Genomic DNA, 17872 nt, shown 5'->3' on the forward strand with positions numbered 1-17872 from the left:
AATGTCTAGAAAACCCAGAACCTTGATAAATCAATAGTTTCAGGAGAAACAACGATGAGAGCCGATAAGCGTCCCCAATCTTGTGATGTAACCGTGTATTCTGACAAAGGCTCCCTTGCCTTGCGCTTCCCTAAGCGTCATAACCCTTTGTGGGAACAGTTGGACGGTAAATCACTTAACGGTAAGCCCAAGTGCCTAGGGATAGGTAAATATGGCTACAAGGACAACCCCGAGGACTGGAAGCGAGCTGCCCAATTAGCGATCGCGCTTGAAGCCGACCTTGACCACCCAGAATGGGAAAAGTTGTTTGACCCAACCCTCGCTAAATATGGATTGGGGGGAGGTAAATATTCCAAACTCGCTGATGTACTCCAACTACCAGGTGCTAAACAACCAGAACCTGAAATCACTGCAGGGGAAATGTGGGAAGCTTACCTAGAATGGAAAAAAACTGTGGTCGAGGAAACTACGTTTAAGGATGCTTTCAAAATGATGTCTAATGCTTTACATGGTAAAGTTTGGCATCGAAAAACTGGTAAACACTTTCAATCAGAAGTAAATTTATCAACCATCCGATTAGACAATAAAGCCGAGATTTTGATAGCTGTAAAAGCGATAAAAATTTACCGTAAAACGTACTTTCTGAATGAATTAAATCGAGCTTTTGAGTTTTGTAAAACTAAGGGGATGCTGGTAAATCCGACTACCGAAAATCCTTTTGTCCTTGATAATTTCAGCACACCTGCTGTTACGACACAGCAAAAGTACGCTAGCAAAATAGTAAACGGAGAGGAAAAAGAATGGCACGAAGTGTTAGACGAGAAAGAACTTGAAAATGACCGACGTGCTTTCACTAAAGAGGAACGCGACATCATTGTCAAGGCTTTTTATGAGTCCAGTCAAACGGGAATAAATCAATATGCACCATTGATTGAGTTTTACTTTTTAACGGGATGCAGAACTTCTGAAGCTTTAGCACTTACGTGGAAGGATGTTGATTTTGAAAGAAACCTGATTCGCTTTAGCAAGTCACTGGGTGTGACAACAAAAAAAATCAAGGAAACCAAAACAGGAGAAGTGAGATTTTTTTACTTTAGTAACAATTCTCGGTTAAAAGATTTGTTACTAAACTTGAAAGACAAAAGTTCTAACAACCTAGTTTTTCCTAGCAAGACGGGTAAATATCACAGCCAATCTAGTATTGGTAAAAAATGGTTAGGTAGTAAACATCCTAGAATATTAAGTGACGGCACTGAGATTGAATATTACTATCCCGGTATTGTTCGACAACTAGCTGATGAAGGTAAAATATCAGGTTATCTACCCCAGTACCACACCCGTCACACTTACATTACCCTCACAGCACACGCAAACAAGCACGACAATAACGCATTGCTCTACATTGCTACCGCTTGCGGTAACAGTGTAGATGTGATTCTCAGACACTATCTAGGAGTAAGTGAGAAAACAGGAATCGTAGAAGTCTAACCACCCCCTCACCCTACCGACCGCCCCCTAAAAAGGGCGGTTTTTTTTTGTTGGCGATCGCCCAGCTCCTGAAGGAGAAGATTTTCGCTCACATCATCTGCAGTTCCAGCTTAACGGCGGGACACCGAGTGCGAAACGCCTGCAAAATCGCTGGAACCACGTTGTGGGCGGAGGAACTCACAAAGCCGATCGTCAGTTGGCCGAGTTCGCCCCGACTGGTTTGTCGGCCGAGTTGAATTGCTCGATCGACTTGCTGCAGAATTTTCCCGGCCTCCTCGAAAAAAACCTGTCCCGCTGCCGTTAAATGCACCGTCCGCTTGGTGCGGCGAAACAGTTGAAACCCCAACTCTGCCTCTAAATGCTGGATTTGTTGGCTCAGGGGAGGTTGGGCAATATGCAGTCTTTCGGCTGCGCGAGTGAAATTCAGTTCCTCTGCAACTGCAATGAAATAACGCAAATGCCGAAGTTCCATAAGTCCCCACGATTGATATTTTAAAAGTATAAGTGGTTAGTTAAACATATATTGGACATTGGTGATGATATTTCATACAGTGATTAATAGGCGAAGTTGAGGATTGAACAATGGCTAATGTGGATATCAAAATTAGAGAAGCAGAGCTGGCAGATTTGGAATTAATCCTAGATTTTATTTCGCAAAAAAGCGAGTTTGATGGATCTAAAGAATTGTTGACCGCCACAGCAGATAAATTGCAGCAAACGTTATTTTGCCAGCCTCTGCTAGTGCGGGCTTTGTTGGCGGAAGTTGGGGGGAAAGCGGTAGGATTTGCTCTTTTTTATTCCTCCTATTCAAGTTTATTGACGCAGCCGTGTCTTTGGCTTGATGATTTATTTGTGCAAGCTCCTCTGCGCGGTATGGGAGTCGGTACAGCGCTGTTAAAGTATTTGGCACAAATTGCTGAGTCAACAAATTGCGGGCGTATAGAATGGACTGTTAATACTGCTAATGCGCCGGGAATTGCTTTTTATGAAAAGCAGGGAGCGCGGATTTTGGAAAATATTAGGGTTTGCCGTATTGAGGGGGATGGAATTGGTCTGCTTGCTGGGAAATAATTTAATAACGAACTGCTTTCGGCGCGTTAGCGAAGCGGCGCGTTAGCGCTAAAACGCGAAGATATGAGAAAAGAAGAGAAAAGAGGAGAAGAGATGTCACAAGATTTTTGGAATTCTGCCCTTTATGAGAAAAATCATGCTTTTGTTTGGCAGTACGGTGAATCAATTGTGGAGTTACTCGCTCCGCAGGCTGATGAACAAATTCTGGATTTGGGCTGCGGTACCGGACAGTTAACTGAAAAGATTGCTCAAACGGGTGCTTTTGTGCAAGGTGTTGATTCCTCTTTGTCGATGATTTCTGCGGCAAAAGTTAACTATCCTCACATTAACTTTTCTGTCGCAGATGCGAGGACTTTTCAAGTAGAAGAGCCGTTAGATGCTGTGTTTTCTAATGCGGTTTTGCACTGGATTAAACCGCCGGAAGCTGTGATTAATTGTGTGGAAAAAGCCCTGAAGCCGGGAGGGCGTTTTGTGGCTGAGTTTGGCGGTAAGGGGAACGTGGGGGCGATCGTCCGCGCACTTTTGAGTGTTTTGTCAGAAATTAGTCCGCTTGAGCCTGAAGCGCTTAATCCTTGGTATTTTCCGAGTATTGGCGAGTATGCTGGGCTTTTGGAAAAGCAGGGATTTGATGTCGGTTATGCGGTTTTGTTCGATCGCCCGACTCCCCTAGAAGGTGGCAGCGCGGGTATGGTAAATTGGATTGAAATGTTTGCTGGCGGGTTTTTGTCGGGGCTGTCTGATAATGTGCGATCGCAGGTAATTAACTCCGTTGAAGAGCGTTTGCGATCGGCGCTGTACCGCGATGGTAATTGGATTGCAGATTATCGCCGAATTCGCGTTGTTGCTGTCAAAAATTCCTCACGCTAAATCTTAGTGATTAGTGATTGCGATCGGATCTTGAAAGCCCTACTACACCAACTTTCGTCCACTCCAAGCGGACTCAAAGAATAAATAATTTTACAGGACTTAGGCTGCACAGTCAATTTTTACACAACCCATAGTAGTAAGGTGCGAATTTCGCACCTTACTACTAGCGTTTCTGCGTAAGTCCTGTAAACATCAGGAGTTAATTTGTGGGTAACAAAATGATAATTTTGTCAGACCACCAGTGATTGCCGTGAACTTAGAAACCCTGAACGGAAACAATCCTGCTTTGTAGTTCATTAGGGGTTACATCCTCTACAAAACCTAAAATCGCATTAGAATTCCTGACTTTGATTACAGTTCCTGAAGAAAGTCCGCTAATTCCGCTGACCGCCTCTGGAGGGAATAATTGTAGAAAAGCTTGCGGCCCATCGAACCTATATGTGAATGTCACATCCTCTACCGACTCCAACACTATATCATTTACCGTTAAGCTACTCGCTAATCCAATGCGATCGAAATCAGGATCAAAACCTCCAATCGCCTCACTAGAATTGATATCTGTAGTACCAGGGTCTATTCCCAGAACGCATAAATTATTGCCCAACTCACAATATAAGAAGTCTCTGCCCAAGCCGCCAACCAGAGTGTTATTCCCATCTTCGCCGGCTAAAACATCATCGCCTCTACCCCCAAATAAAATATCATCGCCAGCTTCTCCAAAAAGGAAATCAGCCTCTAGACCACCGCTGAGGAAGTCATTTCCATCAGCTCCAGACAGCAAATCTCTTCCTTTTCCCCCAAATACAGAATCGTTGCCTGCAAAACCTCTGAGAAAATCTTCCCCTTCATTTCCCAGGATTAACTCGTTAGCCCCTGAGCCATCTACTGTATCGTTCCCATCGAGCGCCCAAGCTCCTAAAGGGAAGTTGGTTAGAGCTTCAGGAGAAAGTTGAATGAATTCCGAGGTGTTGTCGCCAATTAAGCGCACTATCCCTGACGGATCGGGTTTTAAAGCCATAGCTAAAATCTTTGTGTGTTGGTTGATTACTAACCCTACTAATTGAGCCAATACTGGCTCAAAAGTTGGTTCCTATTCAATTAGAACCGTATTCAATATAACTCGAAACCGTATTTTCCAAAAGCATAGCGACAGTCATCGGCCCGATTCCTCCCGGCACCGGCGCGATAAATTCGGCTACTTTTTTAACAGCATCAAAGTCCACCTCTCCCGTTAAACGACTCGTACCGTCTGGATTGACGACGCGGCTAATACCGACATCAATATAGTCAATTTTTACACAACCCATAGTATTAAGGTGCGAATTTTGCACCCTACTACTAGCGTTTTTGCGTAATTCCTGTAAACATCAGGAGTTAATTTGTGGCTAACAATATGATAAGTTTGTCAGGCAACCACTGATTGTCCTGAAATTAGAAACTCTGAACGGAAACAATCCTGCTTTGTAGTTCATTAGGCGTTACACCCTCTACAAAACCTAAAATCGCGTTAGAATTCCTAACTCTGATTAGAGTTCCTGAAGCAGAGCCGCTGAATTCGCTGACCTCATTTGGAGGGAGGGATTGTAGTATAACTTGTGGCAAATCTCGCCTCAATGTTAGTGTCACATCCTGTACCTGCTCCAACACTATATCATTGACCGTTAAGTCACTCGCTAATCCAATGCGATCTAAATCAAGATCAAAACCTCCGATCAGATCACTAGAATTGATATCTGTATTTGCAGGATCTATTCCCAGAACGCATAAATTATTGCCAAACTGACAACTTAAGAAGTCTCTGCCCAAGCCGCCAACTAGAGTGTTATTCCCCTCTCCACCGTCTAAAACATCATTGCCTCTACCCCCAAATAAAATATCATCGCCAGCTTGTCCACCAAGATAATCAGCATCTAGACCACCACTGAGGCAGTCATTTCCAAAAGTTCCATACAGGCCATCTCTTCCTTTTCCCCCAAATAAAGAATCATTGCCGTCAAAACCTACGAGAATATCTTCCCCTTCATTTCCCAGGATTAACTCGCTACCCCCTAAGCCATATACTGTATCGTCGCCATCGAGTAACCAAGCTCCTAAAGGGAAATTAGTTAGAGTTCCAGGAGAAAGTACAATTAATTCCGAGGTGTTGTCGCCAATTAAGCGCACTATCCCTGAGGGATCGGGTTTTAAAGCCATAGCTAAAATCTTTGTGTGTTGGTTGATTACTAACCCTACTAATTGAGCCAATACTAACTCACAAGTGGGTCATAATTCAATTAGAACCGTATTCAATATAACTCGAAACGGTATTTTCCAAAAGCATAGCAACAGTCATCGGCCCGATTCCTCCCGGCACCGGCGTGATAAATTCGGCTACTTTTTTAACAGCATCAAAGTCAACATCTCCGGCCAAACGGCTCGTACCGTCTGGATTGACGACGCGGTTAATACCGACATCAATTACTACCGATCCGGGTTTGACCATATTAGCTGTAATCATTTCTGTGCGGCCGACGGCGGCTATTAAAATATCGGCTTGATTGGTAATCGATTCTAAGTTTTGCGTCCGCGAATGAGCTACAGTAACAGTACAATCGGCTTCTAACAGCATCAGCGCCATCGGTTTACCTACCAAAATACTCCGGCCCAAAACTACGGCATTTTTTCCTTTTAAATCAATCTGGTATTCCTGCAATAACCGCATCACTCCGGCGGGAGTACAACTCCGCAAACCTTCCTCCCCGCGCACGAGACGGCCTAAATTTACAGGGTGAAGTCCGTCAGCATCTTTGTCGGGGGCAATTTGGTACAGCAACGAAATTGCATCTAAGTGTTCTGGTAGCGGTAATTGCACTAAAATGCCATCTACTCGATCGTCCTCGTTGAGTGCCCCAATTGCAAGTTCTAGTTCGGCTTGAGTAACGTTTGCGGGGTAATGCTGGCCGAAGGAAGCTATGCCAACCTTAGCGCAGGCTCGCTCTTTATTGCGAACATAGGCTGCGCTGGCCGGGTTGTCCCCTACCATCAGCACCGCAAGTCCCGGAGGACGCCCCTTTTGGGGTTGTAAGGCGCGGACTCGATCGCTCAGCTCGCTTTGAATTTTTGTCGCTAAAGCTTTGCCATCTAGTATTTGAGCAGTTTTGGCATCCATTGTAGACTCTGGGTTAGGGGCGGACGACTTTAGATTTTAGCTTAATCCCCGCCAAGGACTACACTAGAGAAATTTCTTACCTGCGATCGATTCTTTGGATTCTGTTAAAGTAAGTCGTATCTCAAATCTCTAATCATTTGACCAATGACTACTGCAATTAAGCAAGTTTGGTTTCAAAGATTCTGCACCGGCTCTTTGTCGCTAGTCCTCGCCAGCGGTTTTTTCAGTTGTGGCAATTTACCCATGTCTCAACTCAATCTTGGCTTTAATGTGGCTAGCATTGGCGACATTCAAAAAAAGCGGCAAGTCGATGGTGAAGTTTATCTCCGGGGAAAGGTGGAAAATCGCGCTCCGTTTGTGGGGAATGCGGCTTATCAACTTCAAGACGGTACGGGTGCTATTTGGGTTTTAACTAACCAAGCTTTGCCCCAGCTTGGCGATGAAGTGTTGCTCAAGGGAGAAGTCCGCTACAAGAGTATTACTCTGAAGGAATTGGCAGGAAAGGATTTAGGTGAAGTTTATGTTGAGGAAATGGAACAATTAAAACGCACTCCAGCGGTCAATAAATAAAAAATAGGAATCTGCTAATTTTTTCACTAATTAAGTACGTCAATTTCCTAAAAATCAAAGGTTTATACTTGCGCCAAAGCGCTGTGGTTGTGTTTATTTATTCGGAAAGTTTATAGACTATAATATCGCGGTCGGGGCTGGTTTATCGGCTCTTTTGTTTATATTACAGATGAGGGCAAACCTGCCCCTACTACACAAACTTCTCCCCTCTTTATTCTTCCTCCCTGATGACTAAAATTCACGTTGCGATCGCGATTTTGTACCGAGACGGCAAGTTTCTTTGCCAGTTGCGGGACGATATTCCTAATATCAGGTATCCCGGACATTGGGCTTTGTTTGGCGGACACTTGGAACCGGGAGAAACGCCGGAAGTGGCTGTTTTGCGCGAATTGAAAGAAGAAATTAGTTATGCTCCTGCAACGGTCTCTTTTTTTTGTTGCGATACAGAAGCAGATGTTGTTCGCCACGTTTTTTATGCACAACTTAGTGCGGATGTCAATGATTTAACTTTGCTGGAAGGTTGGGATATGAAGTTGTTGGCGCCGTCTGATATTCGGGCCGGCAAATGCTATTCAGAGGTCTCAAGAGATGTGCGACCTTTTGGTATTCCTCACCGACGTATTTTGTTAAGTTTTATTGACTCGATCGCTAGCGTCGATAGGAAATAGCGTAAAGTAGAGTCCGCCAACCAACTACATATCAAACCTGGCTAAAGTGGCGAGCATTCTCGCCACTTTAGCCACACCTCAGTCGTTGGTAGGCAAAAAATAGCAAGAAGAGTCAAAAGAAGGTGATGCGCAGATAATGCAACCCTTTAAACTGCCCGAATTTTATATGCCTTGGCCCGCGCGGCTCAACCCAAACCTGGAAGCCGCGCGAGTCCATTCCAAGGCGTGGGCCTACCAGATGGGGATACTTGACTCAGCAGAAGAAGCGCAAGGCGAGCCTATCTGGGATGAACACAAATTTGACTCCCACGACTACGCATTGCTTTGTTCCTATACCCATCCAGATGCACCAAGCCCAGAGCTTGACCTAATCACCGACTGGTATGTCTGGGTATTTTTCTTCGACGACCACTTCCTGGAAATCTATAAGCGAACCAAAGACATGAAGGGTGCCAAGCACTACCTTCACCGACTGCGGGCGTTTATGCCGATACACCCCACCGAAACCTTTCCCCCTCCCACCAACCCGGTGGAACGCGGCTTGGCCGACCTCTGGTCTCGGACTGCGTTTACTAAGTCGGTGGACTGGCGGCTTCGGTTTTCCCAGAGTACCAAGAACCTCCTGGAAGAGTCTTTGTGGGAACTCGCCAATATCAACCAGAATCGGGTCTCCAACCCCATTGAATACATCGAGATGCGCCGCAAGGTTGGCGGCGCACCGTGGTCAGCGGATCTCGTCGAACACGCGGTATTTGTAGAGGTTCCGGCTACAATTGCCGCCACACGGCCAATGCGCGTACTCAAAGACACATTTGCCGATGCAGTTCACCTTCGCAACGACCTGTTCTCCTACCAGAGAGAAGTGGAAGATGAAGGCGAGAACGCCAACTGCGTGTTGGTCTTGGAGCGCTTCCTGAAGGTGAGTACCCAAGAGGCGGCCAACCTCACCAACGAAATGCTCAGCTCGCGGTTGTACCAGTTTGATAACACTGCCATCACAGAGTTGCCTCCCCTGTTTGAGGAGCACGGACTAGACCCAGCGGCCCGCATGAGCGTGATGTTATACGTCAAAGGACTTCAGGACTGGCAGTCCGGCGGCCACGAGTGGCACATGAGGTCGAGCCGCTACATGAACAAGGAAGCGGACAATTCTCCGACAGCCACACTATTTTTGGGTGGGCCCACAGGGCTAGGCACATCGGCGGCGCGGATTGGATCGTTGTATACCACCTTGGGTTTGGGAAGGTTTAAGAGCTTCACTCACGTTCCATACCAGGCTGTAGGGCCGGTAAAACTACCAAAGTTTTATATGCCCTTCTCTACCAGTTTGAATCCCAATCTGGCTCAGGCCCGGAACCATTCCAAGGAATGGGCGCGCCGGATGGGGATGCTGGACTCGCTACCGGGCATTCCTGATGCCTTCATCTGGAATGACCACAAGTTCGATGCTGCCGACGTGGCATTATGCGGTGCGTTGATCCATCCCAAAGGGTCTGCTGATGAGCTGAATCTGACAGCGTGCTGGCTGGTGTGGGGAACCTATGCCGACGATTACTTCCCAGCAATCTACGGGAATAATCGCGATATGGCTGGTGCAAAAGTGTTCAACGCCAGACTAGGGGCGTTTATGCCTCTCGACGACTCCTCTCCCCCCGCCATACCGACTAATCCGGTGGAACGGGGCTTGGCAGATATTTGGTCTCGCACCGCTGGTCCGATGTCCCCCACAGCCCGGACTGAGTTCCGCCGCGCGATTCAGGATATGACTGACAGTTGGGTGTGGGAACTTGCTAACCAGACCCAAAATCGGATTCCTGACCCCATAGATTATATCGAGATGCGTCGAAAGACCTTTGGCTCGGATTTGACGATGAGTCTGTCTCGACTATCCCAGGGCGGCGAGATTCCGATGGAAATTTACTACAGCCGACCAATGCGATCGCTGGAGAATTCTGCTGCCGACTTTGCTTGTTTCACCAACGATATCTTTTCCTACCAGAAAGAAATCGAATTCGAGGGTGAAATCCATAACTGCGTGCTGGTTGTTCAGAATTTCCTCAACTGCGATATCCCCCAAGCTGTCGAGATTGTTAACAATCTAATGACCGCGCGGGCGCAACAATTTCAACAGATTGTTGCTACTGAATTGCCTGCCCTTTTCGACGATTTCAACCTGGATCAAAGTACCCGCGAGAAATTGCTCGGATACGTCGAGCAATTAGAAAATTGGATGTGCGGCATAGTCAGGTGGCATACAACGGTAGACCGCTATAAGGAATTTGAATTGCGTAGTAGTGCTTCGCCATTAGTGCGCCTACTCCGCGGTCCCACAGGGCTGGGAACCTCGGCTGCACGTATTAGCTCCTCGGTCAGTGCTGGAAGTCCTTTGGTCAATATTTGATCGAGCAATTGAGATCGCACTCTTAAGTGGTAGCAGAAGAGATTTTGCGGCTTTTGGTTCTTTTGTCAGCATTCAGTCAATCAAGAGCGGATTGTTTTTTGAATAACTAGAAATTGGAGGATTAAGTTGTGACCTATTCTAATGATTCCAGTGATGTTGAGCGGCACCAGCGCCACCTGAGTTTGGGTACAGCAGCGGCGCGTAATTTGGCGACGACGACCAAGTCTGCACCGCAGATGCAAGAGATTACATCGCGGTGGTTGTTGAAACTGTTGCCGTGGGTGGAGACGAAGGGTGGTGTGTTCCGAGTCAACCGTCGGTTGAGCTATACCGTCGGTGATGGACGAGTCAGCTTCACCAACACAGGAGCCGCGGTGCAGGTGATTCCCCAAGAACTTACGGAGTTGCCCTTGCTCAAAGGGTTTGAAAACACTAATCTGTTGACTGCGTTGGCAAACCAGTTTGTGCAGCGGGAGTACGCCGCCGGCGACACGATCGTCGAGATGGGTCAGCCGGCCGATCAGGTGATCTTGATTGCTCACGGTAAGGTGAACAAGATTGGTGCTGGGAAGTATGACGAGCAAATCGTGTTGGATGTGCTAGCCGACGGCGACCATTTCGGCGATGAAACTGTGGCGGAGGCCGAGGACACCTGGCAGTACACCCTCAAGGCGATTACCAGATGCACAGTTTTGACTCTGTCGCAACAAGTGTTTGAGGTGCTGATCGGCCAGTCCGAGGAGTTGCGAACTCATGTTGAGCAGTTCCGCGAGCGCCTGAGACAGCCACAAACAGCCGAAGGTGAAGCAGCCATTGAGGTAGCAACAGGTCATGCCGAAGAGTCTCCATTGGCAGGCACCTTCGTTGATTACGACATTGCACCCCGGGAATATGAATTGAGCCTCGCCCAAACCGTGTTGCGGATAAGTACCCGGGTAGCGGATCTGTACAACGACCCGATGAACCAGACCGAGCAACAACTGCGGCTGACCGTCGAGGCATTACGCGAACGTCAAGAAGACGAAATGATCAACAACCCCGATTTTGGGTTGTTGCACAACGCTGACCTCAAACAGCGCATCTACTCCCGCAGTGGCGCACCCACCCCCGACGACCTCGACGAACTGCTGGCTACGGTATGGAAGGAGCCATCGTTCTTCCTAGCTCACCCCCGCACGATCGCTGCCTTCGGTCGGGAGGCCAACCGCCTGGGCATCTATCCATCAAGCATAGATATCAACGGCGTTCAGGTTACGGCTTGGCGCGGCGTACCCATATTTCCCTGCAGCAAGATCCCCATCACCAAGGCCCGCACCAGTTCTATCCTCTTGATGCGCACTGGTCTGGAAAAACAAGGGGTGATCGGCTTACATCAAACGGGTATCCCCGACGAATACCAACCCAGCCTCTCTGTCCGCTTCATGGGCATTAGCGAACAGGCTATTATCTCCTACCTGGTCACCGCCTACTACTCCGCAGCCGTCCTCGTCCCCGACGCACTCGGCATTCTGGAAGATGTCGAAATCGGCCGCTAAGCATTTGTGAGAAGTTAAGGTAAACGGCTTTTGTCAATGAGGAATTACGCTCGAATTTAAGCGTAATTACTCATTGACAAAAGTGTTATGGCTTTAACCTCTTATATCAATTCCGGCAGTCCGCCCGGAATGATATCAAATCCTTGCTTCAAGAGTCGGGCGTCAAGTCGAATCCCCAGGCCAACAAATAATTCGCGCAATATTCATTTTTTTGACCCGCCCGTCATTCGATTTTAGATTTTAGATTTTGGATTTTGGATTGACCCCACGGATAAATTCGGGGGCTTGAGGATTTTAGATTTGAGATTGTGGATTGATTCCACGGATAAATCCGGGGGCTTGTACCACCTTTGAAATTCTTGGTCAACAGTCAATCGATTTGAGATTTGAGATTTGAGATTTGAGATTGTACTGGTTCCGAGGTCGAGCCAATACAGCGATATCAGCCAGGAAGAGCCTCAATTGCGGAGGAAAATGGGAGGCACAGCCTCCTTTCTCTGCGTTATCAGGTAGAGCCTGGAAGTCAACAGTCAACAGTCAACAGTCAACAGTCAACAGTCAACAGTCAACAGTCAACAGTCAACAGTCAACAAGCACTGACGGTGCAACCGGCATCGATATTAACTATTTGAGCAGGCATTTTTGTGAGTAACTAGAGGTTGAGGTAATGACGTATTCTAATGAGCCCGGTTTAGAGGTTGAGCGTCACCAGCGCCACCTGAGTTTGGGTACAGCCGCCGCCAGAAATTTGGCAACAACAACCAAATCTGCACCGCAGATGCAGGAAATTACATCGCGGTGGTTGTTGAAGATGTTGCCGTGGGTGGAGGCGAAGGGTGGTACTTATCGGGTGAACCGTCGATTGACCTATACGGTGGCTGATGGCAAACTAAGTTTCACCAATACCGGATCGGTAGTGGAGGTGATTCCCCAAGAACTTTGTCAGTTGCCATTGCTGCGAGGGTTTAACGACACTGGGGTGTTGAGCGCTTTGGCTAGTAGGTTTGTACAACAGGAGTTCGCGCCTGGTGACATCATAGTGCAGTCAGGTCAGGCAGCCGATCGGCTTTTCCTGATCGCTCATGGCAAGGTGAACAAGACTGCAGTTGGCAAGTATGGCGATGAACCTTTGCTGGATATGCTGGCAGATGGCGACCATTTCGGCGATCGAGTGTTGGTGGAGTCAGAAAGCACTTGGAAGTTCACAATCAAGGCTGTTACCCGATGCACGGTATTGGCGCTACCACAACAGGCGTTTCGGGAATTGCTCAACCAGTCGGGGGCGTTGCAGGCTCAGGTTGAACAGTTTAGGACTCGTGCCCAACAACCACAAAACAAGTACGGCGAAGCTTCCATCGCGTTGTCTGCCGGTCATCTTGCGGAAACCCAGTTGCCAGGGACTTTCGTTGATTACGAACTCTCGCCCCGCGAATATCCATTGAGCATTGCCCAGACTGTGTTGCGGGTGAATACTCGGGTTGCGGATCTGTACAATAAACCGATGGATCAGACTGAACAACAATTGCGTCTGACTATTGAGGCTTTGCGGGAACGTCAAGAACACGATTTGATCAATAACCCGGAATTCGGGTTGCTGCACAATGCTGACCTGAAACAGCGTATCTACACCCGCAGCGGTCCTCCCACCCCCGACGATCTGGATGAATTGATTACTCGTCGGAGGAAGTCGAAGTTTTTCCTAGCTCATCCCCGAACTATAGCCGCCTTCGGTCGGGAGTGCAACCGCCGGGGCATCTATCCGCCAAGCATTGACATGGATGGAACCAAGGTAATCACTTGGCGCAATGTACCCATTTTTCCCTGTAACAAGATCCCAATTACCAAGAACCAGACCAGTTCTATCTTGGTGATGCGGACTGGTGAGGAAGATCAGGGCGTGATTGGCCTGCACCAAACTGGTATCCCAGACGAGTACCAACCTGGCCTGTCTGTCCGATTCATGGGCATCAACGAAAAGGCCATTATTTCCTATCTGGTGAGCGCCTACTACTCGGCAGCCGTCCTTGTTCCCGACGCCCTCGGTATCCTTGAAGATGTTGCAATCGGCCGGTAGGAGGATTTTAGATTTTTTGACCCTGAAAGACGATCGCAAATATTAACGATCGAGGGCAGAAAAGTCCTTGCATTTTGGTAAAAATCCTGAAACCATAATAGACGTGGCGTGCGCTGATGAGATACATCCAAAGCAACTTCTAGCCTCGTTCCATAAGAGTTTAGACTAGGCGTGGTGGCTAGTTACAGAGTGGCTACTTTTATGCCTACAAAGGCGAAATATATTTTCCTTTTCTAAGTAGACACTAAATATCCACTCTTAAGCATGGATGTGTCTTTGTTCGTGCATCGCTACCGTTAATTTTTTTGGTCTAAATGTAAGAACCATACTTGCAGACCAACAAGTCAAGTCAATTTAAAGTTAGGAGAATTTGCACAATGAGAAAGATGCTCGTTGGATTGCTATTAGTGCTGGCTTTGACTCTATCACTAGGTCAGGAAAAAGCGTTAGCTGACTGTAGCAACGAAACAATAAATACGGGTTCAGCAACCGTTGTTACTCAATTGTACGAAAACCAGTGTGTGATTCTTGGTTGGAGTAGTGGTGTGATCACAAAAGATATGACGGCTAACTGCTGCGGTCCATCTGCCGTAATCAGAATTAACGGCAATGACTGGAATAAACTGATTGGTGAGGGAAAACTAGATGGTCTTCGCTATATACGTGTGTCCAAGAATGATAATGGTGCGTATGTGATCGAGCCAAGAAAAGTGGAAACTGGCGGTAAACCTGTGACGATAGCAGGAGCGGATTTTTTCAAGTAAAGAAAACATCGAACTTAGAAAGTTCTAGCAAGTGAGTATAGTTGCGTTAGCCGATCGGGTACAGCTAGGGAGCAGGTTCTGTTCCAAAAATTGTCTAATTCGAGACCCCGATTGCTTCCCCTAAATCCCGATCGCTGCTAGCCAAGAAAACCTTCAGTCAGTAACGCCAGAGTTCCCACAAAACTCTAGTAAGTATCATTACTTTAGGAATTACGGAAGTCTCACAAGTATTAATGTACTCTACTATTTCCAACTCTCGACCGTCGCCCTATAACGAAAGTAGTAGAGTACCCTACAAGTCAATAGAAATGAGCCACTTGCATAATTCTTAGACTTGTTAGGCACTACTAACTTTCAAAATTAAAGTAGGCGGACATCAATAAAAACAAAATCAAGAAACCCGGTTTTTGTAGCCAATACCCTCGTGGTTGCCCTCGGGTTTCTTTGCAGTCTTTACCTAGCCGCAATCATTCCCGTTTGGCGCGCGTAGTCAAACAACCCTCCGGCATCTATTACCGGGCCTACTTCTCCTAAAGGTTTGAGCGAGAAAGTTCGATCGAGAGTGTGGTTGACAATTACCTCTGCTGTAAAGTCGATCGTCACTTCTTGGCCGGTTACAAACAAGTCGCAGAGCCGATCGACTGATTCGATCGGGTACAATTCGCCAGTAGCCGAGCAATTGCGAAAGAAAATGCGTGCGTAAGACAAAGCCACCACTGCTGTGACGCCGGCGGCCCCCAGAGCGATCGGAGCGTGCTCCCGCGAAGAACCGCAGCCAAAATTTTCGCCCGCTATTATAATCGGATACCGGGTTTTGAGTTCACCGGATTCGATAAACTTACCGTAGCGATCGGGCAACCCAATCATAGCGTAACTGCCTAGTTTCTCGTACTCGTCCGGCTTCGAGGGAACCAGGGTCAGGTATTCGGCAGGGATAATTTGATCTGTGTCGATGTTGTCGTCTACAACAAAAATTTGACCGCTAATTACTTTTCCCATAGTTTATTTCTTGTTAGCCTCGCTCGATGCTGTGGCGATAATTTTTAAGTGGATCAGTATGCAAGATTTGCATCTGTTCATTTTAACCTGGCAGTGTCAGTGATAACCTGTATGAGTGAAGTACCCATCACTAATCGGAGTACCGATATAGTTAGGGCTTCCCGTCTCGTCTGCCGTTGGCCTTTTAAACCCGTGCTTAAATTGGTCTTACAGAGCATAAGAAGGTGTTTCAACCTTTATCCTCCCGACAGAGAGGAACCGGCAGCCGCTCGCCTTCGGTAAGCAGTTTAATTGTTTTTTCGTACATTCCTGTTTGGATTATGTTTTATCGCCTTGTTCTTCGAGCAAGACGAACCAGTGACCGGAATCTTCCTGCCTTTCTCTCGCTAGTTACTTTCGCAAGCATATGACTGCTTCGGAGTGTTGCGGTCAGCCGAGTGGACGGGTCGCAACCCCTAGTATATTACATCACAGACTGAACAATTGGGGGAAATCAAGGAATGCTTTGGTGATTCTTCGGACATCCACGCTGGGCGTTACCCTGCCGTTAGCAATTGTCGGGGATGCCCTCACAAATCACCCGCCTTACATCTGGCCACTAATCGGATTAACGATATAGTCGGAGCATTACGGCGGTGTAGGTAAAAATTAGATCCGAGACTTTCGGTTAACAGTTAACAGTTTGCTAAGCGTCAAGATAGTTTTATGACCAATCCAATAGATGACATTGCTCGACAAGCTCGCCAGGGCTCAGTTGCATCGATTATTCAAATCCTTAATGACGAACTCGCACAGCTAGGGGTGAGGGCCCGAGCCGTTTTTGCAGAGGGTGTGCTGCAACTGCTGTGCGAAGCCGCCACACCCCAACTACTGGAACAGTCTAGCTTGGTCGATCGAGTCCAAGAAATTTTGGAGAGCATTTCGCCCTACAATATTCGCCGAGTCAACATCAACAGCCGGCTTGTCCGAGAACACCAACTGCTGTGGCTCGAAGAAATTACTCGCGATCCCCAGAATCAACTGCTGTGGTCTCAAGAAATTAAACTCAGAAAGCCGAATTTGTTTAAGCGTTTAGCCACCGCCTATTACGAACGCCAAGCTCAAGCAGGTAAGCGGGCTTTGCCGAGAATGGCTGTACCTCGCTCGATGCAGGAACCGCGGCAATTTCAGCGCGGTATCGTCGGCGGCATCAGCTTGACCGTGCTGTTGCTCGCGGCAGCGGCCGCCATCTACAAAGGACTCAATTCCCCAGAGATCAACAGCACACAAGCCACCACCCAAGCAGTTGCCAATGCCGCTCCCTCGGAGGCAAAACCTGCTTTGAAAATTTCTAAGGAGACTGTTAATTCTGCTGTTGACTCTTTTGCACAAGCAGTGCGAGTCGCCTCGCAAGCAGCCAACGACAGCAAAACCGCTCAATCTAGCGAGGATTGGTTAGTCGTAGCTGCTAAGTGGCAGCAAGCTTCGGATTTGATGGCCGCCGTACCCTCCAAGCATCCCCGCTACACAACAGCTCTGAACCGGACGGCACTTTACCGCCAAAATAGCGCTAAAGCCCAAGAGGAAGCACAAAATAAGTAAGCAGGTAAGTCGGTTGACACTCCCCGGCCTCAAGGCACGGGGATTCTTAAGACATTTCAGTCTTAATATCCCTATCGCGCTTAGTTCCTAGGCTGACTGCTCTGGGCACTACCGGTGCTGAGTCATATCTGGTCAAAAATGTTTTGGGCGTAGACTTTCCCCCAGTCCGGGGGTAGGTTTTTACATCTTGTCTGATTTGGTTATTCGACCATATTCATTTGTTAAGATGGATTTGTTATTTTACTTAAAAAGGGAAAAAAGCCGTCCTACAAGGACAGGGTTTTCAACCCAATTTTCTGATAAATCTCACAAGAGAGTTTGCCCTGCTGCTCTGGCAAGTTGTGAAAAATGAGTTTTTGAGCAAAAACTCGCTTTCCTCTCAGCTATGTTATGAGTGATAATTTGGGGATTTTGAATTTTTGCGATCGGCATCACTCGATCGGCAGATTTGTATCACAATAAAAATTTGTTAGGATCACAAACTAAAATAGGAAACATCACAGAGTGAGGATAGGGGTATCATTAAGCAGTCTCTAGAAAAGCTTCATGCTACCAACAACGGTCAAAATTAGCGGGGATGGGATTTATTCTCATCCGGTAAAGGATGGTAAAGTTCATCCCGTACAGATCGAAGTGTAGAAAACACGAAAATAGAACTCAGTCAGATCGGGGTATATTTTCACTTATCTAGTGACAGGCCTACCGG

Annotated in this window: 16 protein-coding genes and 1 pseudogene; 11 read left to right on the forward strand and 6 right to left on the reverse strand. The window is 47.3% G+C overall.

Annotation, left to right across the window (positions count from 1 at the left end; genetic code table 11):
- Positions 1 to 54 precede the first annotated feature (54 nt).
- Positions 55 to 1488 carry a tyrosine-type recombinase/integrase gene (locus QUB56_RS03075; RefSeq protein ID WP_332953043.1) on the forward strand — a complete coding sequence of 478 codons (1434 nt, stop codon included), beginning with the start codon at positions 55 to 57 and terminating at the stop codon, positions 1486 to 1488.
- 88 nt (positions 1489 to 1576) lie between these two features.
- Here the strand turns inward: QUB56_RS03075 and QUB56_RS03080 are convergent, their stop codons facing one another.
- On the reverse strand, positions 1577 to 1960 hold the full coding sequence (locus QUB56_RS03080; protein ID WP_332953044.1) for a LysR family transcriptional regulator: 384 nt from the start codon (positions 1958 to 1960) through the stop codon (positions 1577 to 1579).
- 110 nt (positions 1961 to 2070) lie between these two features.
- Here QUB56_RS03080 and QUB56_RS03085 point away from each other — a divergent pair, with 110 nt between their 5' ends.
- Both QUB56_RS03085 and QUB56_RS03090 read left to right on the forward strand, forming a co-directional pair.
- Positions 2071 to 2559: a GNAT family N-acetyltransferase gene (locus tag QUB56_RS03085; protein ID WP_332953046.1), complete on the forward strand. Its 489-nt coding sequence runs from the start codon at positions 2071 to 2073 to the stop codon at positions 2557 to 2559.
- 93 nt (positions 2560 to 2652) lie between these two features.
- A complete protein-coding gene (locus QUB56_RS03090; protein WP_332953048.1) occupies positions 2653 to 3426 on the forward strand; it encodes a methyltransferase domain-containing protein in 774 nt (257 codons plus the stop codon).
- A gap of 256 nt (positions 3427 to 3682) precedes the next feature.
- On the opposite strand, the gene QUB56_RS03095 is transcribed toward QUB56_RS03090, so the two are convergent.
- From QUB56_RS03095 to folD, 4 genes and pseudogenes are all read right to left on the reverse strand, one after another.
- Positions 3683 to 4444, reverse strand: coding sequence for a calcium-binding protein (locus QUB56_RS03095; protein ID WP_332953050.1), 762 nt, complete (start codon positions 4442 to 4444; stop codon positions 3683 to 3685).
- A 76-nt stretch (positions 4445 to 4520) separates the two neighbouring features.
- Positions 4521 to 4709 (reverse strand): annotated as a pseudogene (locus QUB56_RS03100) (bifunctional 5,10-methylene-tetrahydrofolate dehydrogenase/5,10-methylene-tetrahydrofolate cyclohydrolase); the annotation flags it as partial.
- A gap of 148 nt (positions 4710 to 4857) precedes the next feature.
- Positions 4858 to 5619 (reverse strand): calcium-binding protein, encoded by a 762-nt coding sequence (locus QUB56_RS03105; protein ID WP_332953052.1) that lies wholly within the window; start codon positions 5617 to 5619, stop codon positions 4858 to 4860.
- A 76-nt stretch (positions 5620 to 5695) separates the two neighbouring features.
- A complete protein-coding gene (gene folD, locus QUB56_RS03110) occupies positions 5696 to 6574 on the reverse strand; it encodes a bifunctional methylenetetrahydrofolate dehydrogenase/methenyltetrahydrofolate cyclohydrolase FolD (protein ID WP_332953055.1) in 879 nt (292 codons plus the stop codon).
- A 144-nt stretch (positions 6575 to 6718) separates the two neighbouring features.
- Here folD and QUB56_RS03115 point away from each other — a divergent pair, with 144 nt between their 5' ends.
- From QUB56_RS03115 to QUB56_RS03145, 7 genes are all read left to right on the forward strand, one after another.
- Entirely contained in the window at positions 6719 to 7144 is a 426-nt protein-coding gene (locus QUB56_RS03115) for a DNA-binding protein (protein WP_332953056.1), read from the forward strand.
- 227 nt (positions 7145 to 7371) lie between these two features.
- Complete coding sequence (locus QUB56_RS03120; protein WP_332953058.1) at positions 7372 to 7812, forward strand: NUDIX hydrolase; 441 nt, start codon at positions 7372 to 7374, stop codon at positions 7810 to 7812.
- A 136-nt stretch (positions 7813 to 7948) separates the two neighbouring features.
- Positions 7949 to 10213, forward strand: a complete 2265-nt coding sequence (locus QUB56_RS03125; RefSeq protein ID WP_332953061.1) for a family 2 encapsulin nanocompartment cargo protein terpene cyclase — start codon at positions 7949 to 7951, stop codon at positions 10211 to 10213.
- Positions 10214 to 10341: 128 nt separating this feature from the next.
- On the forward strand, positions 10342 to 11748 hold the full coding sequence (locus QUB56_RS03130) for a family 2B encapsulin nanocompartment shell protein (RefSeq protein ID WP_332953063.1): 1407 nt from the start codon (positions 10342 to 10344) through the stop codon (positions 11746 to 11748).
- A gap of 400 nt (positions 11749 to 12148) precedes the next feature.
- Positions 12149 to 12400, forward strand: coding sequence for a hypothetical protein (locus QUB56_RS03135; RefSeq protein ID WP_332953065.1), 252 nt, complete (start codon positions 12149 to 12151; stop codon positions 12398 to 12400).
- Between the two features lie 15 nt (positions 12401 to 12415).
- Positions 12416 to 13822: a family 2B encapsulin nanocompartment shell protein gene (locus QUB56_RS03140; protein WP_332953067.1), complete on the forward strand. Its 1407-nt coding sequence runs from the start codon at positions 12416 to 12418 to the stop codon at positions 13820 to 13822.
- A 377-nt stretch (positions 13823 to 14199) separates the two neighbouring features.
- Complete coding sequence (locus QUB56_RS03145) at positions 14200 to 14586, forward strand: hypothetical protein (RefSeq protein WP_332953069.1); 387 nt, start codon at positions 14200 to 14202, stop codon at positions 14584 to 14586.
- Positions 14587 to 15039: 453 nt separating this feature from the next.
- On the opposite strand, the gene QUB56_RS03150 is transcribed toward QUB56_RS03145, so the two are convergent.
- Complete coding sequence (locus QUB56_RS03150; protein WP_332953071.1) at positions 15040 to 15585, reverse strand: LeuD/DmdB family oxidoreductase small subunit; 546 nt, start codon at positions 15583 to 15585, stop codon at positions 15040 to 15042.
- A gap of 705 nt (positions 15586 to 16290) precedes the next feature.
- Between QUB56_RS03150 and QUB56_RS03155 the strand changes: the two genes are divergently transcribed.
- Positions 16291 to 17166: a hypothetical protein gene (locus tag QUB56_RS03155; RefSeq protein WP_332953072.1), complete on the forward strand. Its 876-nt coding sequence runs from the start codon at positions 16291 to 16293 to the stop codon at positions 17164 to 17166.
- Positions 17167 to 17872: the final 706 nt, after the last annotated feature.

It is taken from the genome of Microcoleus sp. AR_TQ3_B6, from assembly GCF_036702785.1.
Taxonomy (GTDB): domain Bacteria; phylum Cyanobacteriota; class Cyanobacteriia; order Cyanobacteriales; family Microcoleaceae; genus Microcoleus.